The organism is Undibacterium sp. Ji42W (genome assembly GCF_049340405.1).
Lineage (GTDB): Bacteria > Pseudomonadota > Gammaproteobacteria > Burkholderiales > Burkholderiaceae_D > Undibacterium.
The window spans coordinates 307,779-331,959 of sequence record NZ_JBMPOV010000009.1 but is presented as its reverse complement, the minus strand read 5'-3'; the positions used below and the strand labels follow the sequence as shown (position 1 = coordinate 331,959).

The window sequence follows — 24,181 nt, the reverse complement described above, 5'->3', positions numbered from 1 at the left end:
TATGACTTTTCAAGTAAGCGTCACCCCCAGTGGCCGTCAATTTAGCTGTGAAGAAGATGAAACCGTATTGTCGGCAGCGCTGCGCGCAGGCGTCATCTTGCCATATGGCTGTAAAAATGGTGCATGTGGTTCTTGCAAGGGCAAGATCGCCAGCGGAACTGTGCAACATGGCCCGCACCAGCAACGTGCACTGACCGAGCTGGAAGAAACCCAGGGCATGTCCCTGTTTTGCTGTGCCAAGCCACAATCGGACCTGACTATAGAAGCCCGCGAAATCGTTGCCGATGGTGATTACCCGGTCAAGAAAATGCCCAGCCGCATTGCCAAACTGGAAAAACTGTCACACGATGTCATGCTCATCGCCCTGCAATTGCCTGCCAATGAACGGCTGCAATACCGCGCCGGTCAATACATAGAATTCCTGCTCAGGGATGGTAAGCGCCGTAGTTATAGCATGGCAAATGCGCCGCATCTGGATGAGCATATCACCCTGCATGTGCGCCATATGCCAGGTGGCCTGTTCACCGACCAGGTGTTTTCTACCCTGAAAGAGCGTGACATCCTTCGTTTTGAAGGCCCGCAAGGTACGTTCTTCCTGCGTGAAGATAGTGAAAAGCCAATTATCCTGCTGGCTTCCGGCACTGGCTTTGCCCCGATCAAGGCTTTGGTAGAACACCTGATACACCTGGAATCCAAACGCCCGGTCAGCCTATACTGGGGTGGCCGCCGCCCTGCTGACCTGTATATGCATGCGCTGTGCAAGGAATGGGAAAAGCAAATACCTGGCTTTACCTATATCCCTGTCGTTTCTGACGCCTTGCCTGAAGATGCATGGACTGGCCGTAGCGGTTTTGTGCATCAGGCAGTGATAGCAGATCATGCAGACTTGTCTGGCTATCAAGTCTATGCGTGCGGTGCGCCTATAGTCGTAGATTCCGCCAAGCGTGACTTTACGGAACATTGCCAATTACCTGCAGAAGAATTCTATGCCGATTCGTTTACTTCAGAGGCTGACCTGGCAAATTGATACCAACAAATTTTTTGCGCGAGTGCCGAAATTTATTTTGACGCGTCGCGCAAAAAGTCCTACTATCCGTTCTATGAAAATTTTTACTGACATGTCCTCACCAAATATTGCACGACGTCGCAACTCGCCAAGCGAGCCTGGGCCGATGTAGGAGTGAGCGTGCGCGTAAAAAGCTGCACCACAAATATCCAGCCACAGGTTCCGCCCTGTGGCTTTTTTTTACCTTGAGTTTTTGTCTATCCCCACCCACTGTAACGACCTTAGGAGTCTTGAAATGGAATTCAGTCAGTACAACGTAAATTCTCTGATGTACATCACCCCACGCCCCGAACTCGTGTTCGTTGAAGGCAAGGGCATGTACTTGACTGATCACAAGGGCAAGCGATATCTGGATTATCTGCAAGGCTGGGCAGTCAATTGCCTGGGTCATTGCCCTGACGTGATTCATGATGCGCTGGTAACGCAATCGAAAAAATTGCTGAACCCCTCCCCGGCTTTCTATAATGCTCCGATGGTGGAGTTCGCCGATTTGCTGACCAAGAACTCTTGCTTTGACCGCGTGTTTTTCACCAACAGCGGCGCAGAGGCCAACGAAGGCGCAGTCAAACTGGCACGCAAGTGGGGTCAGTTAAACAAGAATGGCGCCTTTGAAATCATTACCTTTGACCACGGTTTCCATGGCCGTACCCTGGCGATGATGTCGGCCTCCGGCAAACCAGGCTGGGACACGATTTTTGCCCCGCAAGTCAGTGGCTTCCCTAAAGCAGATTTGAACGATATCGCGTCAGTAGAAAAACTGATCACTGACAAAACTGTAGGCATCATGCTGGAACCAGTACAAGGCGAAGGCGGCGTGATCCCTGCCAGCCCTGAATTCATGCAAGCCCTGCGTGAGTTGACGAAGAAACATGGCCTGCTGCTCATCGTTGATGAAGTGCAGACCGGCATGGGCCGTACTGGTGAATTGTTTGGCTATCAATTGTCGAATATAGAACCAGACATCATGACCCTGGCAAAGGGCATAGGCGGTGGAGTGCCGCTGGGTGCCCTGCTGTGCCGTGAAGAAGTAGCCTGCTTTGTCCCTGGTGACCAGGGCGGCACTTACAATGGCGCGCCTCTGATGGCTGCCGTTGGCATTGCTGTGTTTAAGGAATTGACCAAACCTGGCTTCCTGGCATCGGTTCAGGAAAAAGCAGAATACCTGAGCCAGCAACTGGAACAACTGTCTGCAGAGTTTGGCATGCAAGGCGAGCGTGGCTTTGGTTTGCTGCGCGCCCTGAAGCTGGGTGAAAACATTGGCGGCAAACTGGTAGAAGCAGCACGCGACATGGAACCGGTTGGTTTGCTGATCAATTCCCCACGCCCAGACTTGCTACGCTTCATGCCGGCACTGAATGTGACGAAGGAGGAAATTGATCAATTGATCAGCATGTTGCGTGTGGTGATCAAACAAGTCAAAAATTGATATCAGCACTCTTTGAAAAGCCTGCACAGCAAGCGCTGTGCAGGCTTTTTTTACGACAAAAATATTGCTTCTAAATCATGTTTAACATTTTTTAATATGTATATAATGCACAATTCCATTCCAGCAATGAAAGCGTGCATGAACAATTTTTATAAGCCTCTCGCCTGCAAGATCGCCCTTGGTATTTTCAGTAGCATGTCTTTGTTTCATGTGCCGGTTTCGTATGCAGCGAGCGAGCCTATTCCAATCGCCAGCTTTTTCAAAGAACCCCAGTTCCGTGATGCGCGCCTTTCTCCCGATGGCAAAAACATCGCCATGATCATGAAAGGTGCGAATGACCGCATGGTTTTGGCAGTACTGGAAGTGGGCCAACTACGCCCTGAGATTATCGCGAACTATGAAGACAAGGACTTAAACTCCTTTCACTGGATCAATAATGAGCGGCTGGTATATGACCTGACTGACTTGCAATATAAGGAAGCTCAGCGCTTTTTCGGTCATGGCCTGTATGCCGTTAACAAAGACCGTAGCAAGCGCATACGCCTAGTCACGCACCAGTTCACCGGTGTACGCACCAAGGTGGAAGGTCATGAATTGCCCTGGTACACCCATTACCTTGACATTGCCCATGGCTCCAGCTCACCTGATATTTATGTCACGCAAGCTGTGGAAGCAGGCTCCAACATTTATGACCTGTATCGCCTGAACACCATCACGGGCAATACCGAATTGATACCGCGTCCTGGCAAGGTCAACTCCTGGTTGATAGACAAGGCCGGTGTTGCACGCATTGCAGTCACAACGGAAGAAGACAAGTCTGTCATTAACTATAAAGACCCGAAGACAAACGCCTGGCGCAAACTGGCGACATCCAGCTGGACATCAGATGACAGGATTACGCCTATGTTTTTCAGCCCGGAAGGTGATTTGTATGTACGCGCCAATAATGGAAACGACCTGAGTTCTTTGTATCGCTTTGATCTGGAAAAGAATCAGCTCGAAGCAGAACCTGTCATTTCATTGAAAGGCTATGATTTTTCTGGTCAATTGATTTACAACGGCCCCCAAAAGAAAGTATTGGGTTTGCGCTATGAAATGAGGAGACCTGCGACCGTATGGTTTGACGAATCCATGGCGGAAAAACAAAAGCAGATTGATGCACTTTTGCCAGATACCCATAACTCCCTGCATTTCCCTTCAGACCTGAAAACCAATATCGCTCTGGTCTACTCTCATTCGGATATCGCGCCTGGCACATGGCAACTGTTTGACTTCAGCTCAAAAAAATTGGTACGCCTGGGTGTCAGCAAACCTGACATCAAACCTGAGCAAATGGCTGAAAAACAAATGCTGAACTACACGGCGCGCGATGGCCTGCAAATACCGGTTAACCTGACCCTGCCGCAAAACAGTAAAGGCAAGAACCTGCCTGCGGTGGTGCTGGTGCATGGCGGTCCTTATCTGCGTGGCAATCACTGGAACTGGAATCCACAAGCGCAGTTTCTGGCATCTCGCGGTTATGCCGTCATAGAGCCGGATTATCGTGGCAGCACAGGTTATGGCGCCAAGCATTTTCGTGCTGGCATCAAGCAATGGGGACTGACCATGCAGGATGATGTTGCTGACGCTGCCAAATGGGCAGTCGCGCAGGGTTATGTTGATCCAAAACGTATTTGCATAGCAGGAGCGAGTTACGGTGGTTACGCCACGCTGATGGGCCTGATCAAAGATCCTGATATTTTCCGTTGTGGCATAGAGTGGGTAGGTGTGACCGACATCAACCTGCTGTACGACATTCACTGGAGTGATTTTTCAGACGAGTGGAAATGGTATGGCATGCCAGTGCTGATAGGTGACCAGGTCAAGGATGCCGCCCAATTGAAAGCCACCTCCCCTCTGCAAAATATTGACAAACTGACCCGCCCTTTATTGATGGCTTATGGCAAGCGCGATCACCGGGTACCGATAGATCATGGCACCAAATTCTATAAAGCAATCAAAGAAAAAAATGCCAATGTCGAATGGGTTGAATATGCGGAAGAAGGCCATGGCTTTTTCCTGCTCAAAAATAATATCGATTTTTGGGGACGGGTAGAAAAATTCCTTGAACAGAATATAGGCAAAGGCCAGCCGCTGGCAGTATCAGACGCCGACAAATAATCTTTCCTGCAAAAAGGCCACGAAAGTGGCCGTTTTCAATGCCAGCCAGTCACGCGCTGGATACACTGCATACACCGGTGAGCCGCTGGGCAATTGATAATTGTCCAACACTGCCACCAACTCACCACTTTGTAAGTGCTTGCTGACGATGAGTTTATCGATCAGCATGATGCCTGCCCCTGAGCAGGCGGCAGCCACCAGGGCAAGACCATTATTGGATTGGAAGTGGCTGCTCACTCTGACTTTTTTCACCTCACCATCCTGAAGCAAAGTCCATTCATCATTGGCGCGGCCCGCATAGATATACAACAGGCAGGCATGTTGTGCCAGGTCCTCTGCCACAACGGGATGTCCGGCGTTGGCCAGGTACGCAGGTGATGCGCAAAGTATGCGCTGACTATCGACGAGCTTGCGCGCGATCAGACTGGAGTCATCCAGATGAGAGACACGGATGGCAACATCAATTTGCTCGGCAATCAGATCGACCAGCCTGTCCTCGACTTGCAGGGCAAAATCAATTTGTGGATAACGCCTGCAGAATTCCGTCATGACTGGCACCAGCCGTGAAACCGCAGGTATGGGGCAAGTGACACGCAAGCGCCCTTTCACTTCTTGCTGGTGTTGTCCCGCCATTTGTTCTATGTTGGCTAAAGCAGTATCGATGCGCTGTGCCTCGTGCAAGACTTGCTCACCTATCTCGGTCAGAGTCAGCTTGCGGGTGGAGCGCTGTATCAGGCGTGCACCGAGATCCTGCTCAAGCTTCGCCAATTGCCGAGATAACAAGGACTTGCCGCAGCCCAGCTGCAAGGCCGCTTTGCTGATGCTGCCGGCGCGGATGATGGTGGCAAATACGGCCAGGTGTTGTGGATTCAGCATAGGTACCCTCTTTTTTGCCCCGACATTGTCCTGATTTAGACAACAATATTATGCAATATACCTGACTTATCAAGCAACAATAAGCATCCTATACTGCTTTGCATGGTCAGCAGCGCGCTGCCACGACAAACTCCCAATATTTCCTCACTAGCCGACAAGGACCAAAACATGAACGCCATCAACTCTCAGTTCAAACTTGCAGCACGCCCACAAGGCAGTGTCAAAGCCAGCGATTTTAATCATGTCACCGAGCCATTGCGTGAATTGCAGGCCGGCGAGGTGCTGATCAAGAACCTGTACATCTCGCTCGACCCAGCCATGCGCGGCTGGATGAATGAGAGCAAAAATTCTTATATGCCACCAGTGGCGATAGGCGAAGTCATGCGCGCACTGGCTGTTGGCCAGGTCGTTGAATCAAATAATCCTAAATTTGCTGTCGGTGAGCATGTCAGCGGCATACTGGGTATGCAGGAATATGCCTATTCTGATGGCAATGGCATTAGCAAGATAGACCCAAAACTGGCTCCGCTACCACTGTATCTGAGTACACTGGGCATGCCAGGCATGACTGCCTACTTTGGTTTGCTCGAAGTCGGTCAACCCAAGGAAGGTGATACGGTCGTGATATCCGGCGCGGCTGGTGCAGTCGGTACCATCGTCGGGCAGATTGCCAAGATCAAGGGGGCGCGTGTTGTTGGTATCGCCGGTGGCGCAGACAAGGTCCGTTACCTGACAGAAGAACTGGGCTTTGATGCCGCAATCGATTACAAGAGCGAAGATGTCAGCGCCGCCTTGAAGCAGGATTGCCCTAAAGGTATAGATGTGTATTTTGATAATGTCGGTGGCGATATCCTGGACGCAGCCCTGGCGCAACTGGCCTTTGGTGCCCGCGTGGTGATTTGCGGCGCGATATCTCAATACAATACGACGCCCATCAAAGGCCCATCAAACTACCTGAACCTGATGGTCAAACGCGCCACCATGAAAGGCGTGATGGTATCCGACTTTTACCCACGCGCCATGGAAGCGGCGATGGTCATGGGTGGCTGGATTATGTCTGGCAAATTGAAAAGCCGTGAAGACATCGTCGAAGGCCTGGAAAATTTCCCTGAGACTTTCCAAAAACTGTTCACTGGTGAAAACAATGGCAAGTTGATCTTGAAAGTTGCTGGAGTCTAAGGAAGATTGTAAGCATTGATAGTAAGCATCAATAATAGGCATCAAGTGCAAAGCCACCAGCATGCTGGTGGCTTTTTTTTGCTTAAGCCTCATTACTTAAGGCTTCAGTACAAAATGCAGCACAGACAAGGCTGGCAATGTATAACTGAACTTGTTCTTGGAGATATTGCTGAGCCCACTCCTGGCAGTGATATTGGTGCTGCTGCCACTGACACCCCAGACCTGCGCATATTTCAAATTCACAGGGTGGCTGAGTTGAAAGCTGCTCGTCACATTGCTGCTCTGACGGTTGATGGCAATGACGTGGATGACATTAGGGTCATTGAGATCAACTGCTGCATACACTGCTGCATTGCTATTATTGCTGGAAACCGCTTTCACAGAAGTCGCTGGGAATACCGACTTATTTCCATCGTAATTTCTGTAGATTTTAAAGCCAGAAGCAATGTACTGTTCTGCATCGCCAAAATAAGTCGCCAGATACACACCTTGTTTGCCAAAGGCCCCGAGTGCATCTGCCTGTGCAATCGCGCCAGTGATATCGCTCTTGCCGCCAAAATCATATTCAGTCACGGCCAGTTTCGTGCCGGGGTAAAAGTCATTGATAGACTGCTGTAGCTTGGGCAGCATTTGCAGAGAGCGCCCATCAGTGAAACCATTGCCATTCTGGGTAATCCAGCTAGGCTCTACATAAGTAGCATCCCACAGACTGCGCGCGGCCTGCACACGGTCAGTGGCATTGTAAGAAGCTTGCGGATAATAGTGGAAAGAAAACACATCCAGCAAACGGCGACCAGCGCTTTGCGAAGCCTGGTTCATTTTTGCCAGATAGGCATTCGCCATGGCCATGCCGTTGTAACGATAACGATCGCCAGTATTATTGCTGTAATAAGGTTCTACATTGTATTGTGCCCAGTCAGATGGCTGATGCGAGGCTGAACCATCCCATACCGCCCACAAGCTGAACAGACCGAGGTAGCCACTGATTGCCGGCCCAAAGGTTTCTGCACTGGCGTCCATGCGTTTGACTGTCGTTGCGAGACTGATATTTCTTTGCAAGACATCAGTGACCGTAGTCAGCGTTGGATACAGATTCGCATGGGTACCGCTTTCTCCGCTGTTAGTAGTCCAGTGGTGCCACAGGTCTGGCTCATTATCGAGTTCGTAGCCTTTGACGCCATTTGCGGATGCACCACTGCCATATTTCTGAATAAGAAAATTGATTTCTTCATCGATATAAACCACGCCATCATTCAAACCTGGTGCCAGACTCAGACCACCAGCCGCAGCCGGTTTGTCATTGACGATATTGACCCAGCGTGCGGTATCCACATTCGATGGCCCGGCAGTGCTTTGCCACAGTTGGGAACCCAAGCAAGTACTTGGTGGATTGAGATTGATAATGTCTTTAGGCAGCTTGCCAGCAGCAGGCAACTGCAACAAGGAATAAGTGCCCAGCACCAGCGACTGGTCCTGAAAACTTTGCAATGCAGCACCCGGCGTGTAGTAGGCCAAGCCATTATTTGAATTGGGATTACCCGCCCCGGCAGTAGCGCTGACACCGGCATTGGATGAATGGCACCAGTCATTACCGGAATTGCTGACACCGTTTTCCCAGTTATAACTGGTCATATTATTGCCGCCCAGGCGGCGCGAGCGCAGGTTCAAGCTTTGCAAACTGGCTTGCCCACCTTGATTGGCCCAGCCAGCGCGGCCTGTTCCATCGGCATAGGCGTTATAACCATAGATCAAGGGGCTGATGGTCTTGCGCTCTGCCTGGGTATCAATGGAGAATGTGACATTCTGTGCCGACGTTGTCGAAATTTCTGCCGAAATGCCCAGAATTAAAAGAACTTTGCACAAGCTGACTTGTCTCATGATGCACCCTTGGTCTGCTCGTCAATAAATTATTTCCAAGTGGAAATTTAATATTCAGGGTACTTCATAGTTTTTAACAATTCAAGAAATATCCGGCGGGTAAATGTAACCATAAGACACATTACCCGTGCGCTTCCTTGGTCACAGCAAAAAACTACTTACAGAATGTTGCAAATCCCCGTTGTTGATATAGCTTTATAGCTTGTACCCAGCCTTTGTATGTACTTGAGGCAGCCTTTGCATGTACTTGAGGCTGTTTTTGTTTGCAGCACCACTTTGTCATTTGTCTTTTAATTTGTACAAGTATTTTAAAAAAACCATTCAAACCCATTTTCGAGAATAACAATGAGACTAAGCAAACTCGCCCTCGCTCTTAGCCTGACCAGTCTGGCAACAACTGTATTTGCTGCACCAGCGTATTATCGTTTCCCCAGCATACGTGGTGATGCTGTGGTGTTTACTGCGGAAGGCGATCTATGGAAAGTGGCAAGCAGCGGTGGCCAGGCACAAAGGCTGACCAGCCATCCTGCAGCAGAAGTCTTGCCCGCCATTTCACAAGATGGCAAGTGGCTGGCGTTTTCAGCCGCTTATGAAGGGGCGACCGAAGCTTATGTCATGCCCATGGCAGGTGGTGTGCCAAAGCGCATCAGTTTTGAAAATGACCAGGTATCCGTATTAGGCTGGACTGCCAATGGTGAAGTACTGGTAACAACATTGAACAGTAGCGGCCCGGCTTCGCACCGCATCATCGCCGCCATCAATCCACAAACCCTGATGCGCAGGGTTTTTCCGGTGGCAGATGCGAATGAAGCTGTGCTCGACGATAGCGGCAAGTATCTGTACTTCACCCGCTTTGGCCTGCACATGACGAATGACAACGCCAAGCAATATCGCGGTGGTGCTACTGCACAAGTCTGGCGTTATGACGTACAGGCCAAGACCGAAGCCACGCAATTATTTGCCGACGACAGAAGCAATAACCGTCGCCCCATGCTATGGAAGGGCAAGCTCTACTTTATCAGCGACCGCAATGGTGCCTTCAATATCTGGAGCGCCAATCCTGATGGCACAGATGCCCGCGTCCTGACCCAACACAAGGAATGGGATGTACGCAACCCTAGCATAGCCGATGGCAAGATAGCCTATCAACTGGGTGCCGACTTGCATGTACTCGACATCAGCAGTGCCAAAGACCAGACCCTGAATATAGACCTGGTATCCGACTTTGATCAGCAGCGCAAGCGCCAGATCAAAAACCCTATGGAGTATGTATCGAATATAGAAATCGCTGGCAAAGAAGAGCGTCTGCTGTTCACCGTCCGCGGCCGCCTGACGATTGCTGGTTCAGGCCCGCAAAGACGCATAGACTTGCCAGTACCAGAAAACGCCCGCGCCCGCGAAGCCGTGTTTTCACATGATGACAAATCCGTATATGCCATCGTCGATACTACTGGTGAAAATGAAATCTGGAAATTTCCTGCCAACGGCCTCGGCAAACCAGAAGTCCTGACGAGCAACGGTGACGTACACCGCTATCGTATCATCCCCTCCCCTGATGGCAAATGGCTGGCGCATTCCGACAAGCGCGGCAAGTTGTGGTTGCTGGATCTTGCAACCAAGACCAACCAGATAATTGATGATGCCGGCAAGATAGGTGCGGAAAGACAGGAAGAAGTGATCTGGTCACCCGATAGTAAAACCATCGCCATCGTCAGGGCTGACAATAAATTACAGAGACCGCAGATAGGTTTGTATTCTGTAGAAAGCAAGCAAATTCACTTTGTCACCAGCGACCGCTATAACTCACACGCACCGGTATTTTCGCCAGATGGACGCTGGCTGTATTTTTACTCAGAACGTAATTTCCAGGTCAGCAACCGCGCGCCCTGGGGTGACCGCAATATGGGCCCGCACTTTGAAAAGCGTACCGGCTTGTATGCATTGGCTCTGCAAGCAGGTAACCGCTTTCCTTTCAAAGCAGACGATGAGTTAAGCAAGTCTAGTGACAAAGCAGCAGACAAGGATAAAGAAAAAGATAAGGACAAAGAAAAAACCGACGACAAGAGCGCAGACAAGTCAAAAGACAAACCTACCGACAAAACTGAAGAAGTAAAGAAACCCGCCAAGCCTGTCCTGCCAGCAATACAGTATGCTGGTCTGGTCGAGCGTTTGTACCAGGTGCCGCTTGCCTATGGTAATTACCGTGATCTGGCGATAGACGACAAGCGTATTTATTTCTCAGAGCTGGAAGGCACTGATGGCAAGGCTGTTTTAAAAACCCTGGCGATCAGCAAGACTTCTCCACAGCCTGATATTTTTGCTGGCAACATACGCCAGTTTGATTTATCTGCCGACAAGAAACATGTATTTTACCGCCAGCAAATCGGCACTGGCCCAAATGAATTCTATGTTGTCGAAGCAGGTGCAAAACAACCGGGTGATGTCAGCAAATCCAAAGTCAATATGAACGACTGGACTTTCTTCCTCAGCCCCAAACTTGAATGGCAGCAAATGTATGCCGATGCCTGGCGCATGCACAGGGACTTCTTGTTTGACGACAAAATGCGTGGCGTAGACTGGAACAAGGTACGTACCAAATATGCCCCGCTGATAGACCGTATCACCGACAGGGCTGAATTGAATGATGTACTGGGCATGATGGCCAGCGAAGTCAGCACCCTGCATTCACAAAGCCGCCCAGGGGATGTGCGCCGCGCCGCGCCGGAAGGGCAAGCTGCCTCACTCGGTGCGGTTTTGAGCCGGACCAATGGTGGATACCGCATCGACCATATCTATCATACCGAAGCTGAATTGCCATCCGAGCGTACCCCTCTATCACAACCCGATCTGGACATCAAGGAAGGCGACATCATCACCGCCATCAATGGTCAGGCTGTGCTTGAAGCGCGCGACATATCAGACCTGCTGATCAACCAGGCAGACAAGCAGGTATTACTGCATGTCAAGCGTGGTGAACAGGCCGCCCGTGCGGTCATCGTCACACCTGTCAATATGATGAAGCATGCGAATCTGCGTTATAGCGACTGGGAACAAAGCCGTAGCGAGGAAGTCAACAAGGCATCGCAAGGCCGTATTGGTTACCTGCATTTGCGTGCCATGGGTACACAAGACATCAACAGCTTTGCCCGTGACTTTTACAGCAATATAGAACGCGATGGACTCATCATCGACGTGCGCCGCAACCGTGGTGGCAATATCGATAGCTGGATCATAGAAAAACTCTTGCGCAAGGCATGGGCTTACTGGGCATCACCAACCTCTGCACCGTACACCAATATGCAGCAAACTTTCCGTGGCCATCTGGTGGTGCTGGTAGATGAGTTGACTTATTCTGATGGCGAAACCTTTGCCGCCGGCATCAAGGCCTTGAAGCTGGGGCCGCTGGTAGGCAAACGCACCGCCGGTGCAGGTGTCTGGCTGTCAGATAACAATACCTTGTCTGACAATGGCATGATCAGGGCAGCAGAAAACGCCCAGTTTGGCATGGATGGCCGCTGGCTGGTAGAAGGCATAGGCGTCGTACCAGATGTCGAAGTAGAGAATCTGCCGCACGCAACCTTCAACGGCAAAGACCAGCAACTGGAAGCAGCAATACAATTGCTGGAGAAAAAATTGAAAGAACAGCCGGTCAAGGCCATGGTGCCGCAAGTCATTCCACCATTGAAATAGATGTCAGCCAAGTAATTTTTCTTGCCGCTTAAAATATCCTCATAGCTAAACACGATGAGGATATTTTTTTGCCTTAAGTGAGGCAACGTACAGAGTATTTACGAAAGCAGATATAAACTGTAAATACGTATAAAAGTAAGTTCTCGGAAAGCAGGTAGCGCATGATTATCTCGCCCATCAGTCCAGTGACAACATCAACATTGCAAGCAGTATCCGCCATCAATAGCGGTACGATCAAGCCGCTGTTCCCCATAACAAGCAGCAATCCCGGCTTGCTTGATTCGATACGCGGCGATAACATCACTGTCGACGTTTCTCCCTTGGGTGAATTGCTGGCCTACACGGCGCGCCTGCAAAGCAGGCAGACCGCCAATGTCTCAGCAACTGTTAATGCTGCGAATCAGACAGATACAGCGCAAACCAAGGCAGACATTGCCCAGATCACTGCGATTGCAACTTCATTTGTCGCTGCATTCAATCAACTGCAAGCCAGCAATTCAAGTCTGACTGAAAACCCTTTGATACCTGACAGTAGTGACAGTCTATTGCAGGTAATGAATGCGGGTGCACAAAATGCAGACGGCAGTAGCCTGTTCGAGCAGTTAGCTGACATAGGAATCAATTTGCAAAATGCTGCCCAGCCAGACAGCAATAGCTTGCTCATGCTGGATGTGAATGCTTTTCAAAATGCACTCACCGCAAAGCCTGAAGGAACGGCAACATTATTGACGCAGGCATTACAGGTATTGGGCAGCGCGGAGAGCACGGTCCTTACACAGAATCAGGAACTGGCTTCTGGCAATCTGCTGGCTACTGTCGCTGCTGATGCTACTAATGCGAGTGCGACTGAAAACACTGATGTGGCAAATTCAATTTCAACCAGCAATGCCAATACCAACGATGTCAGCACCACAGTCTCACCCGACACGTTGAATGAAGCAGCAGTGAATGCTCCAGCCGATACGGCCGCTAACGCATCCACGACTTCAAATACCAACACAAGTACAGCCGATATACAACTGCAACAGACTCTGGAAGATGAAGCCTTGCGCGCTGCCATTGATATCACCAGAAATTCGCAGGCAGTAGGCACCAGCGCAAATACTGAATCCGCAAACAATGCAACGCAGGCAGCGCCTGGCATACCGCCAACACCAGCAACAAGTACCGCAAATTTGTCCGCGACCAATAATGTTGCAGCTAGCATTCAATCCAATATAGAGACAACAAATACCCCTGCTGAGGCAACAACGATTATTCCCGCCCCAGATACGAGCACCGATGCCTCAAGTGCGGCATTGAATACGCAAGCAATAGCTGAGGACACGAGTACGAATGCAACTGCAACAGCTACAACAGATGCCACTGATCTTGCTGCCAATGCGTCTTCACAGGCACTGAATACACAAACCACAACACAAACCACCACACAAGCCGCCACGCCAACAGCAACACAAACATTGTCATCAGATAATCTGGATAGCACCACACCACAGGGCACTCTGGCTGCTGAAAATAAACTCGCCGCCAACGCCACGACACCATCGTCACTGCTGACAGAAAGTCAGCTGGAGAATCAGGTAGCTGCAAAATCAACGAAATTAAATGAGAACGCTGCTTCTGATGCAGACAGCAGTGCAACGATAAATAATGGCAAGGCAACGGCTGCTACCCCTTCCACATTTGATGAAGTCAGCAAGACGCTGGACACCATCAACCAGGCCACGGTTGCTGCGAATAATATAGCGGCGAACAGTCAGGCGGCATCAGCCAACCCGGTATCAACAACAGTTGTCACCCCTGTAGCCAACGCTACTGCAATTGAACAAACCACGCCTGTCAGCAATAGCGCAGTAATCACAGCCAATGCGGTCACCAGCATACAGGCCAGCATCAATCCTCTGATTTCTGCCGCAGTCGCTGCCTACAGGGTCAAGGACGGCATACAGGCTGATAGCATAGACAAACTGCGGTCGGCAGAGAGTGACGAAGTCACAGCGCCTGAGCCGGTCACAGTGGTAGAACCCGTCACCCTCGATCTGCATGAACATGCGCAGAGCCAGCGTCATGATGCAGAGGCTGACGCGGCTTATCACCAGGCAGAAGAACTGGGTGAGCCAGAAAAAGAAGATGCGGCCGGTAACATCAACGTCAATATTTGAACAAATCAAGGCAACACTTTATACGGCAAGCGACTGGTCATGAGATTGCTTTTAAGCCTGTCACGCAAAAAGGAATTCAGGCCTTTAGTCAATTCAGGAGCCAGAGGCAAAACCGGATCAGTATAAGAAGCCATTTGTTGTGCAGTATTATCGCCTGTGATTTTCAGCACATGGTTCATATCGTGTACCAGCAGGCTTTCAACATCTGGTTTGGCAAGTGTAAGCGCTGTCAATTGCGCCGCATCCACCTGTATGTCTTTGTCGCCCTGTACCAGCAAGACCGGGCAAGTCAATTTGGCGATCTCTTTTTCCGGCGTGTAACGGAACCAGGAAACCAGATATGGCTGCACGCTAGCGCGGTACAGCATCTTTAATTCTGGCGGTACTTCAGCATAGGTTTTGCCCGCCTGTAAAGCGCTCAGGATTTCTTCATTACTGGCAGCCAGCGCCGGTGACAATTTGCCTTGCAATTGCCACCGCAAGACATCGGCAGCATTTTTCGCCGGACCTGCTACAGAGATGTATGCCTTGACGGCTTCTTGCTGCGCAGCCAGCATGGCGATCAGCGAGCCCTCGCTATGACCGAGTATGGCAACACCAGAAAACCGTGCATCTGCTTTTAGCAGCCTTATCCAGGCCACGGCATCCTGCACATAGATTTCAAAGCGCAAATCAGCTTCAGATGCTGCTGCACCTGCACTGCCAGCGATGCCACGCTTGTCAAAGCGTACCGATGCTACCCCAGCCTGTGCCATGGATGCTGCCAGCATTTTCAGTGAGTCATTCTTGCCTTGCAGTCCGACCGTATTGCCATCCCTGTCAGTGGGGCCAGAACCAGCAATCATCAATACAACAAGCGGCTTCACCCCATTGGCAGGCATGAGCAGGCTGCCATCAATCTTGCCGCCCTTGGTAGCAAGTACGATATCCTGATCATAATCGGCCTGCCTCGCGATGGCCGATGTGCAAAAAATGACTGTCACCAAAGCCGCGGCAAATATCATCATGCGCATGGGATTTACTCTTCGTGGTTTTTGAGAACTTTTTCTATGCGGCGGTCAGGTATCAGCCATATCAGGGCCATCGTGACATACATTGCCATCGCCAACAGGGGATACCAGCAAGCCAGCATCATGCCTGTAGCATAGACCACTGGCGAGAGCTTGCCCTTCCAGTCTGCGCCCACCGCTTTTTTCAGCAATGAATCTTCGCCTTGAGTAGCAATGATCTGCTGTTGCAGAATGAAATAGGCAATCGCCGACATCAGCAAAACCGCGCCATATAAGGCCGCCGGGATAGGGGCGAAATGATTTTCGCCTACCCAGCCAGTAGCAAATGGAATCAGTGAAAGCCAGAACAGCAAATGCAGGTTAGCCCATAAAATACCGCCGGTCACCCTGCGGCAGGTGTGCAGCATATGATGATGGTTATTCCAGTAAATTCCCACGTAGACGAAGCTCAGTATATAACTGAGGAATACCGGCCACACAGGCAGCAGGATTTCCAGTGTGCCGCCATGCGGTACCTTCATTTCCAGCACCATGATGGTGATCAGGATAGCGATCACGCCATCGCTGAATGCTTCCAGTCTGGTTTTGCCCATCATGCTTGCTCCGTCTTGTTAAACTTTAATTATTCTGACGGATATGTTTGTCCAGCGCCAGCAAAAAACTTTGTGACGCCAGAGTAAGCGTGCGGATGCGCATCTGATGTGGTCAGCGCCTCAGGTGTGCAATAGCCTGCCGCCAGCGAACGACCAGTTCTCCCAGGCGGTTTCCCTGAAGCAGACCATGATGTTTTCTGGATTCATGCTCTTGTCGCAAAGACGCTTCATGAGCGTGTCCAGTAACTTTTTCTTGATCTGTACACTGCGCCCGACTGACCAGAGTATCTCGATCAGAACAAAGTCCTGGTTCCTGTCCTTGTGCAGATCAGGGTAGTGGGTATCAAAGCGGAAGTTTTCGGTATCAAGTTCCAGTATGCGCTGAAACTTGTCTTTCTCTGGCACACCCGCTTCTATCAATGCCGCGTGCACGGCATTCAGGACAGTCTCTTTGAACAGCAGGGACTTGGGTTTGCAGACGGTAATGGTGACGAGGGGCATGATGTCTCCTTTTCTACAAAAACTGCGACTTCTTAAAGAAGCTTATTTCCATAATAGCAAATTAAATAGCTCTTTTGAAATTGTTTATGTTTATTTTAGTTAGGCTTCCCGGCATTTAGGTTATGTCAGGCGCCGCTTAACAAATCCTTACCTAAAGACAGCTATACAAGCGCATATCAGCGAAGGTATCATCGCACATCATTTCCGCACGAAAACATTGCATGTCAGACAAGCACCAAGCCGTTTTGCTGAGCGCGTCCCGTTTTATAGGGATGTTGCTCTGTCTATACTGCCTGCAATCAACAGCGCATGCTGAAACGATCCTGCCTTTGCTACTCGCAGAAACCCGCGATGAAAATGGTGAGATTGCGCCCATCCGGCCAGAGAACCAAAAAATCATCGCCTATTTTGAACGCGCCATGGATGTGAAATTTGAGGTGCGTCGCTATCCCCTGCCCCGCGTCATAGAAAACATAGGCAAGGGTGAAGGACTGGGATTTGGTTTATCGAAAAATAGTGAACGGTTGAAAACCATGCGCTATTCAGATGCCGTTTTTTCAGATTTTGTCTGGGTCGTGGCAAGAGACGATACGCACATGAAATATGCCGGCACCAGCGATTTGCAAGGTAAATCAGTCGGCATAGTCAGGGGCATACGCTTCGGCGATGATATTGATAAATTGCGTAATGTCATGTTTCGCGTAGAAGAAGACCAACCACAAAACAGCTCGCGCCTGAAGAAACTTTTATCGGGCCGCATGGATGTCATGCTGGTCAATTCACGCATGCCAAATGCCAAAGACCTGGAAGCAGAACTCAATCTTTACCTGGATGAAAAGAACCTGCGTAACGAGACACAGATGAACTATGGTATCAAGGTATTTACCAAACCCCTACTGGTCGATCCTATCCATTTCACCTCTGGTATCAATACCAGATCAGATGTGATCAATAAGATTAATGCAGCCATCATCAAGGGCAGGAAGTCTGGCGACTTGCCCGCCCTCTGGAAAAACTAAAGCCCTGCCTCGAGCAAAGTCAGGACATTACCCTGATCCGGCCTTGCAGCGCCACTCAGCATATCGTCATAGACTTGCCGCACTGCCGTCTCCCCCTGGCCATGTATCACCTGCATCCAGGGTTTTTCTGCACTCATAACCGGATGCATGAAAGCCTGCCAGGCCAGTGCCAAACGGGATTGAACGCCATTTGGCCCCCAGTCTGTCATGCGCTTCTTGATTTGCGCCGGTGCGAAGAACAGGGTAGGTTTTGCGCCGGGCAGGTTTGATCCGCCACTCAATTCTTCCCAATGCGTGCCACCCACAGCACAACTGTATTTCATGTTGTCGTTGAAATGATGATGCAACTGGCTGCGCAATTGTCCATTGCCAGCCATATCGACATACACTACGCCCTGATCAGCAGCCAACTCAGTGACTCGGTCGTAACTGATGACATCATCATATATAGCCATATTTCGCACGAATTCGAGATTACCCGGCGAAGTCAGGCCTATGATCTTGCAAGTCTTATCCTTGCGCAGCGACAGCATGAATGCCAGGCCATAAGCAGTCTTGCTGGAGGCACTGGAGATCAACACTGTCTGCGCACCAAAGAACTGATTGTCTTCAAGAAAATCATCGATCATGAATGAGGTGATGAACAAGGGGCGCAACAAGACCTGTACGTCTTCAGACTCTTTGGTGTAGCCAGGATCTGTCGTAGTCCTGACATAATGATTGTACAGCCCATGCATTGCCTGCCTGTGTTCTGCACCATCGACAAAGCCACCAGGGGACACTCGCGTCGCCTGTACCGTCAAATGGGTAGCCATGGGGTAGTAACCATAAAAACGTTCTCCAACTTCGACTCCTTCTGCTTTCGAAGCCAGCACATCGCCAAAACCCCAAACCGGGATATTGCCCCAGCCATCATCCGTAGGAAAAAAATTCCAGTACTGCATGGCAGTGCCAAAGGCGGCATAAGTCACGTTATTCGACGTGAACGCAAACCGCTCAACCTGCAATACGACTTGACCCTCTTGCAATTCAGCTCCAGAAGGCACATGCAGGGGCTTGAATACGGATTCCAATAAATTGCTTTTATTGACAATAAATTCTTTGGCTGGATTTTTCATGGTCTCGGTCATTTTTATCAGGGAGTGTACATTGAAAATCTAGTATCACATGATTCAGGAAATTTTTCTTGTCTCGCCGATATTTCATTATTGACCAAACAAGCTCGCGCAATGCTTCTTCCATTCGCGCCATTTTTACTACCGTTCACGGCAAACTTATCTACCTCATCGCATCCCCATTGAGGCTGAAACGGCCCGACTTTAATCTCCTACTTGTCGCAAACACCAATCACATGTAAACAAACAGGAGATACACATGCGCGCATTTCACCTCACTACCAGTAAAAAAATTCTGTTGGTAAGCAGCCTGGCCTTGCTAGTCAGCAGCCAGGCCATGGCATTTTCTGAGCAGCAGTTCCAAACCGCCTTCCAGCAATTCACCCAGTCTGCCAAGGGTAGTGAAGAAGCCGCAGCAAATGCTTTCAATGACTTGCTCAAACAAGACCCCACCAGCCCTTTGATCATGGCCTATGCCGGTGCCAGCACAGGCAGGCTGGCGGTGACCACGATGTTCCCCTGGAAAAAAATGTCTTATGCAGAAGATGGCATGGCGATACTGGAAAAAGCCCTGCAACTAGCCGCCGCCAATGACAATGCGCAAGCGCATGGCAGCACGCCAGTGATACTGGAAGTCAAATATGTTGCCGCCAGCACCTTCCTGGCCGTGCCGGCTTTCATGAACCGCGGCCCGCGTGGGGTCAAGCTCTTGAATGAAGTGCTGGAGCACAAGCAGTTTGATAAGGCTGAACCCGGTTTTCGTGGATCAGTACTGATGCGCGCTGCCAGTCTTGCGAATGAACAAAAACGTCCTGAAGATGCCAAGCGTTACCTGAGTGAAGTGGTCAAACAAAATGCGCCACAGGCAGATGCAGCCAAGGCCATGTTGAAAGGTATCTCATCATGAGCCTGGCACCTGCCATAGAACTGCATGCAGTTCATAAAACCTATCAACTGGGTGCCCATGTCGTCAAGGCTTTGCAAGGTGTGGACCTGACACTGCAGCGTGGTGAATTGCTGGCCCTGACCGGCCCGTCTGGCAGCGGCAAAAGCACGATACTCAACCTGTGTGGATTGATAGATCATGCAGACGCCGGCGACATCTTGCTCAACGGTGTCAACATCAATGAATACAATGAAACACAAAAAACCCTGCAAAGACGCGACACCATAGGTTTTATATTTCAAAGCTTTAACCTGGTACCTGTCATGACAGTGGCAGAGAATGTGGATTACCCACTCTTCCTGACGGGTGTGCCAGCAGCAGAACGACGTGAGCGGGTGGCTGCACAATTGAAGGCCGTTGGCCTGCATGAGCATGCCCAGCATTTGCCGGATGCCCTCTCTGGTGGTCAGCGTCAAAGGGTGGCGATTGCCCGCGCACTCATCAAACGCCCCAGCCTGGTGATTGCCGACGAACCCACGGCCAGTCTGGATTCACACACTGCCGACCAGGTGCTGGACCTGATGCGTGAACGTGGTCATGCTGAAGGCGTGGCCTTCATCATCGCCAGCCATGATAACCGCCTGACTAGCCGCAGCGACCGCATCGTGTCGCTGCTGGATGGGAGATTGCAATGAAACTCAGCTGGCTCAAATTTGCCTTTTACAATACCCTGCGCAACCGCCGCCGTTCTGCCGTTACCGTGGTGATCGCAGCTTTAGGTACAGCGGCCATCCTGCTGGCCGGTGGTTTTGCCTATTCGACTTATGAAGGCCTGGCGCAGATATCGGCACGCAGCACTGGCCACCTCATCATAGGCAAGCCTCAGCACTTCACCAGCGACCAGGATGTACCTTTGCAATATGGTCTGGAAAATGCAGCTGCCCTGCAAAGCAAGCTACTGGCAGACCCTGCCGTGCGCTATGTCTTGCCACGCATAGAATACAGCGGCCTGATCAGCAATGGCGACAAGTCAACGATCATGATGGCGGTAGGTATAGACCCGGATGCTGAATTCTCGGTCAAAGGCCCCACCCTGTCATTGAAAGAAGGTGAACTGCTGCAAACCGAATCAGCAGAGGCAGAAATCGTCCTGGGTGACGCACTGGCACGCAGCCTGAAAGCCAAACCCGGCAGCAGCCTGACACTGATGGCCAGCACGACTGACGGTGCTTTGAACGCCGTTGATGTCACCGTCAAGGGCTTGGTATCTACTGGTGTGCCTGACCTCGATAAACGCCTGGTGTATTCGAATATCAAGACTGCACAAAAGCTGTTGAATACCCAGCGTATTTCCAGCCTCGGTGTATTCCTGAACACCATGGATGCGACCTTGCCTGCGCAAGCCAGACTGGCAAAAGTCTTTCCTGAACTGACGGTACAAAGCTGGCTGGAACAAGCCTTCTTTTATAAATCTGTACGTGATTTATATAACCGCATCTTTGGTGCACTCGGTGTCATCATCAGTGTCATCGTGGTGTTCGTGGTTGCCAATGCCATGGCCATGGCTATCATAGAACGTACCCGTGAAGTTGGCACACTACGCGCCATGGGCACTTTGCCAGGGCAATTGATACGCAGCTTCTCCTTTGAAGGGATGATACTTGGCGGTACTGGTGCCATCGTCGGTGCCTTGCTGGCGATTACCGTTGCGCTGCTGCTCATCGTATTCCCGGTAGAAATGCCACCACCACCTGGCCGCTCCAGCGGTTACCCCTTACTGATCACGATTGATGCTGCCATGTATGCCATCACGGTGTTCGTGATGATTAGCTTGTCGATGCTGTCGTCAGCCTTCATCGCCCGCAAAACCCTGCAACAGCCCATCGTGGATGCACTGTCACATAACTGAGACTGAAATAAAAATGAAAACAACCATATACATCGCAGCCTTGCTGCTGGCAGCAGCAACAGGTCTGGCAAGGGCAGATGAAGTCAGTGACTACCTGAAAGCGGCTGATCAGTTCAGGGTCGGTACAGAAAACATGCAGGTAGAAACCGAGATCACTACCTTTGCCAAAGATGGCAGCAAGGAAAAAGAAAGAAACTATCTGGTATTTTCGCAAGCTAATCATCAATCCTTGGTACTCATGAAAAGCCCGGCAGAAAAAGGCCAAAAGGTCTTGATGCTGGGTGATGATTTCTGGATGCTCTTGCCTGGTAGCCAGCGCCCTCTTCGCATCACGCCCATGCAAAAATTGTTGGGAGATGCCTCTATCGGTGACATTGCCACCATGAGCTGGTCGCAAGACTACGCCGGCAAGATCGTTGCAGAAGAAAAATGCGACGACAAAGCCTGTGTACATCTGAGCTTGAACGCAGTACGTAAATCCGTGGCTTATCAGCGCATAGAACTGTGGCTGGGCAAGCTCCGCCATGAGCCCATCAAAGCGGATTTGTATGTGCAGTCAGAAAAACTCGCCAAGCAAGCCAGTTTTGTACTGGACAAACCGCAAGCACCGACTGCTGTGTCCGAGATGATCTTGCTGGATCAATTGAGCAGTCATAAAGAAACACGCGTGCGCTATCTCAGCCGCAAACAAAAGACGGTGCCTGAACAATGGCTGAACCCCATGTTCCTGGCCAAGAACCCCAGCCTGGAGTAAGTATGTCAGATCTTACAAATCCTGCGTTGAGAGTGTTGCTTGCGGCTCTGCTTTGCACGCCTGTTTTTGCCATCGCTGAAGATACAGACTTCAGCGGTCAGGTGCGTGGTCTGGTCAATAGCTATACCAGCAATAGCGCCAGTCAGTTGGCAATTGCCAATCAACTCGCCCCTGGCTTGAGCAGCAGGAATACCCAACTGGGGGTGATGGAAACCGAATTGCGGGCCAGTGGCAAAGGTATCAATGCTGTTGCCACCTTGCAGGGGCAAATGAATGATGGTGGGCGCACCCAGGCCACGGGATGGCTCAATGAACTGTATGGCAGCCTGGGTGATGGCGCATGGCAGTTCAGTGCTGGTAAAAAAACCATCGCCTGGGATGTGGGTTATGGTTTTCGCCCGAATGATGTAGTGGCGCAGGAAAAGCGTCGCTCGTTGATCAGCACTACCGTCATCGGCAAACCTGTGGCCAGTCTGGATTATTTCAATGCAAATACTTCGGTGTCCACGGTCTGGGTCAATCCTGGCCACGCTGCAACAACGGATGTGGCTGATGAGCAAGCCCTGGCAGCACGGGTTTATCATCATGCTGGTGGCGTTGACTTGCATGGCTTTGGCCGTTATGGTCAAAAGAGCGGTGGCAGCCTGGGTGCTGCTGCTTCGTGGGTGGCGACGGATGAAATGGAGGTGCACGGCTCCTTGCGCTTTATGCAAAGAAATATGGGCTTGCGCATGAATGCAGATCCCACATTACTGCAACGCACCAGCCCATGGCAAAATAATACGCAAAACAATATCGTGCAAGCCATGCTGGGTGCAAACTACACGACGGAATCGCAACACAGTTTTTTCCTCGAAGCCTGGTGGGATGGCACCGCATTGTCAGATACTGAGTGGCAAAACTGGAACAAGCGCAACCTTGCTTTGCAGGGCAGCGTCAATCACTTGCCGCAAATGCAGCAAATAATTGGCTATAACCTGGCCTGGCAAAACCAGGCGCTGTCTGCCTCTGGCAATATCCGTCGCAAGAATGTGTTTGCACGCTGGAGCTGGCAAAAGAATGACTGGCAACCTTCGCTGGATGTACTCTGGACCCCAGAAGACAATGGCCGCATCATCACAGCTGCACTGGGCTGGCAGGGTGACCGCATCAGTATCAATGTTGGTTTGCGTATTTATGGCGGGCCAGGCAAGGCAATACTGGCGCAACTGCCAGATAGCAAAACGGCCTATGTTTCTGCTACTTGGGCATTTTGAATATAGGCACGGGCAGTTTCAGCGTGAATTTCAGCGACGATTTAAGCGATAATATCGGCTTGCTCCAAATCGCTGAAAGCCGCCCCATGTCAAAATCCCATGTTGATGCCAATTACCGTTTCATCGCCGCCAACCAGGAAGTCAATACCCGCATAGCACAAAGACATCAGGCGCTGGCCCTGTATGTGACCCTGGTGGTCAGCCTGCTGGCAGCGCTGGTGGCATTAAAGCCTGGAGAGCCCAGCAGCAAGCTGCCAGTAGAATGGTTGGTCATGGGTTTTCCTGTCGCATCGATTTGCCTGACATTTTTGAATTACAAGGCAGAACGCTCGATCACGAATTTGCGCCATTTCCTGGCAACGCTGGAGAGGCTGGAAGATGCCCATTTGCACCTGCCCAGCTATAACACTGATCCACGCTGGGCCAAGAGTGCCAACAAGGCCAGGCGTTTCCAGGATTATGCCTGTGCAGTGCTGGTGGCAGCGGCGAATGCTATAGGCCTGGGCGCTGTCACTCATATCTACCCTGAACGCATAGCGGCCAACCAGTTTGTCATCTGGATCAGTGTCATTACGGCACTGGCGTCTTTATTTGTATTGCTGTTCATGCCAGCCTGGAGTTATCGTCCTGACAGTGAGCTGGAAAAACAGATCGTCGTCGCCAATGACATTACTGCTTCCACCGATCAGCCAGACTAGCAG

The 24,181-nt window shown here is 50.7% G+C and carries 19 protein-coding genes; 13 read left to right on the top strand and 6 right to left on the bottom strand.

Annotated elements, in window-relative coordinates; translation table 11 throughout:
* Position 1 precedes the first annotated feature (1 nt).
* The 3 genes from ACO0LG_RS20780 (at position 2) to ACO0LG_RS20770 (ending at position 4,652) form a co-directional block, all read left to right on the top strand.
* Positions 2 to 1,027: a CDP-6-deoxy-delta-3,4-glucoseen reductase gene (locus ACO0LG_RS20780; protein ID WP_423029462.1), complete on the top strand. Its 1,026-nt coding sequence runs from the start codon at positions 2 to 4 to the stop codon at positions 1,025 to 1,027.
* Positions 1,028 to 1,301: 274 nt separating this feature from the next.
* Positions 1,302 to 2,492, top strand: a complete 1,191-nt coding sequence (locus ACO0LG_RS20775; protein WP_423029461.1) for an acetylornithine transaminase — start codon at positions 1,302 to 1,304, stop codon at positions 2,490 to 2,492.
* A gap of 138 nt (positions 2,493 to 2,630) precedes the next feature.
* Positions 2,631 to 4,652: an alpha/beta fold hydrolase gene (locus ACO0LG_RS20770; RefSeq protein WP_423029460.1), complete on the top strand. Its 2,022-nt coding sequence runs from the start codon at positions 2,631 to 2,633 to the stop codon at positions 4,650 to 4,652.
* On the opposite strand, the gene ACO0LG_RS20765 is transcribed toward ACO0LG_RS20770, so the two are convergent.
* Complete coding sequence (locus tag ACO0LG_RS20765; RefSeq protein ID WP_423029459.1) at positions 4,635 to 5,528, bottom strand: LysR family transcriptional regulator; 894 nt, start codon at positions 5,526 to 5,528, stop codon at positions 4,635 to 4,637. The genes ACO0LG_RS20770 and ACO0LG_RS20765 overlap by 18 nt on opposite strands.
* A 168-nt stretch (positions 5,529 to 5,696) precedes the next feature.
* On the opposite strand from ACO0LG_RS20765, the gene ACO0LG_RS20760 reads away from it, so the two are divergent.
* Complete coding sequence (locus ACO0LG_RS20760) at positions 5,697 to 6,707, top strand: NADP-dependent oxidoreductase (protein ID WP_423029458.1); 1,011 nt, start codon at positions 5,697 to 5,699, stop codon at positions 6,705 to 6,707.
* Between the two features lie 96 nt (positions 6,708 to 6,803).
* Here ACO0LG_RS20760 and ACO0LG_RS20755 read toward each other — a convergent pair whose 3' ends face one another.
* The gene (locus ACO0LG_RS20755) at positions 6,804 to 8,585 is read right to left on the bottom strand and encodes a glycoside hydrolase family 44 protein (protein ID WP_423029457.1); all 1,782 of its coding nucleotides are present in this window, start codon (positions 8,583 to 8,585) and stop codon (positions 6,804 to 6,806) included.
* Between the two features lie 345 nt (positions 8,586 to 8,930).
* Between ACO0LG_RS20755 and ACO0LG_RS20750 the strand changes: the two genes are divergently transcribed.
* Together ACO0LG_RS20750 and ACO0LG_RS20745 are read left to right on the top strand one after the other, a co-directional pair.
* Positions 8,931 to 12,275 (top strand): S41 family peptidase, encoded by a 3,345-nt coding sequence (locus ACO0LG_RS20750; RefSeq protein ID WP_423029456.1) that lies wholly within the window; start codon positions 8,931 to 8,933, stop codon positions 12,273 to 12,275.
* A gap of 161 nt (positions 12,276 to 12,436) precedes the next feature.
* The gene (locus ACO0LG_RS20745) at positions 12,437 to 14,437 is read left to right on the top strand and encodes a hypothetical protein (protein WP_423029455.1); all 2,001 of its coding nucleotides are present in this window, start codon (positions 12,437 to 12,439) and stop codon (positions 14,435 to 14,437) included.
* Positions 14,438 to 14,442: 5 nt separating this feature from the next.
* Here the strand turns inward: ACO0LG_RS20745 and ACO0LG_RS20740 are convergent, their stop codons facing one another.
* The 3 genes from ACO0LG_RS20740 to ACO0LG_RS20730 all read right to left on the bottom strand — a co-directional run bounded on the left by ACO0LG_RS20740 (position 14,443) and on the right by ACO0LG_RS20730 (position 16,541).
* On the bottom strand, positions 14,443 to 15,450 hold the full coding sequence (locus tag ACO0LG_RS20740; protein WP_423029454.1) for an alpha/beta hydrolase family protein: 1,008 nt from the start codon (positions 15,448 to 15,450) through the stop codon (positions 14,443 to 14,445).
* A gap of 5 nt (positions 15,451 to 15,455) precedes the next feature.
* Positions 15,456 to 16,040, bottom strand: a complete 585-nt coding sequence (locus ACO0LG_RS20735; protein ID WP_423029505.1) for a TMEM175 family protein — start codon at positions 16,038 to 16,040, stop codon at positions 15,456 to 15,458.
* A 120-nt stretch (positions 16,041 to 16,160) separates the two neighbouring features.
* Positions 16,161 to 16,541 (bottom strand): tautomerase family protein, encoded by a 381-nt coding sequence (locus tag ACO0LG_RS20730; protein ID WP_422978289.1) that lies wholly within the window; start codon positions 16,539 to 16,541, stop codon positions 16,161 to 16,163.
* Positions 16,542 to 16,762: 221 nt separating this feature from the next.
* Here ACO0LG_RS20730 and ACO0LG_RS20725 point away from each other — a divergent pair, with 221 nt between their 5' ends.
* The gene (locus ACO0LG_RS20725; RefSeq protein WP_423029453.1) at positions 16,763 to 17,560 is read left to right on the top strand and encodes a substrate-binding periplasmic protein; all 798 of its coding nucleotides are present in this window, start codon (positions 16,763 to 16,765) and stop codon (positions 17,558 to 17,560) included.
* Here ACO0LG_RS20725 and ACO0LG_RS20720 read toward each other — a convergent pair.
* Positions 17,557 to 18,678: a DUF2855 family protein gene (locus tag ACO0LG_RS20720; protein ID WP_423029452.1), complete on the bottom strand. Its 1,122-nt coding sequence runs from the start codon at positions 18,676 to 18,678 to the stop codon at positions 17,557 to 17,559. The genes ACO0LG_RS20725 and ACO0LG_RS20720 overlap by 4 nt on opposite strands.
* 256 nt (positions 18,679 to 18,934) lie before the next feature.
* Here ACO0LG_RS20720 and ACO0LG_RS20715 point away from each other — a divergent pair, with 256 nt between their 5' ends.
* From ACO0LG_RS20715 to ACO0LG_RS20690, 6 genes are read left to right on the top strand one after another with little or no spacing between them, the layout of a single operon-like run.
* A complete protein-coding gene (locus ACO0LG_RS20715) occupies positions 18,935 to 19,582 on the top strand; it encodes a hypothetical protein (protein ID WP_423029451.1) in 648 nt (215 codons plus the stop codon).
* A complete protein-coding gene (locus ACO0LG_RS20710; protein ID WP_110255816.1) occupies positions 19,579 to 20,256 on the top strand; it encodes an ABC transporter ATP-binding protein in 678 nt (225 codons plus the stop codon). The genes ACO0LG_RS20715 and ACO0LG_RS20710 overlap by 4 nt, the downstream gene beginning before the upstream one ends.
* Entirely contained in the window at positions 20,253 to 21,470 is a 1,218-nt protein-coding gene (locus tag ACO0LG_RS20705; RefSeq protein WP_423029450.1) for an ABC transporter permease, read from the top strand. The genes ACO0LG_RS20710 and ACO0LG_RS20705 overlap by 4 nt, the downstream gene beginning before the upstream one ends.
* 13 nt (positions 21,471 to 21,483) lie before the next feature.
* The gene (locus ACO0LG_RS20700) at positions 21,484 to 22,224 is read left to right on the top strand and encodes an outer membrane lipoprotein-sorting protein (protein WP_423029449.1); all 741 of its coding nucleotides are present in this window, start codon (positions 21,484 to 21,486) and stop codon (positions 22,222 to 22,224) included.
* Positions 22,225 to 22,226: 2 nt separating this feature from the next.
* The gene (locus tag ACO0LG_RS20695; RefSeq protein ID WP_423029448.1) at positions 22,227 to 23,480 is read left to right on the top strand and encodes a hypothetical protein; all 1,254 of its coding nucleotides are present in this window, start codon (positions 22,227 to 22,229) and stop codon (positions 23,478 to 23,480) included.
* Positions 23,481 to 23,503: 23 nt separating this feature from the next.
* Positions 23,504 to 24,178, top strand: a complete 675-nt coding sequence (locus ACO0LG_RS20690; RefSeq protein ID WP_423029447.1) for a hypothetical protein — start codon at positions 23,504 to 23,506, stop codon at positions 24,176 to 24,178.
* Positions 24,179 to 24,181 lie beyond the last annotated feature (3 nt).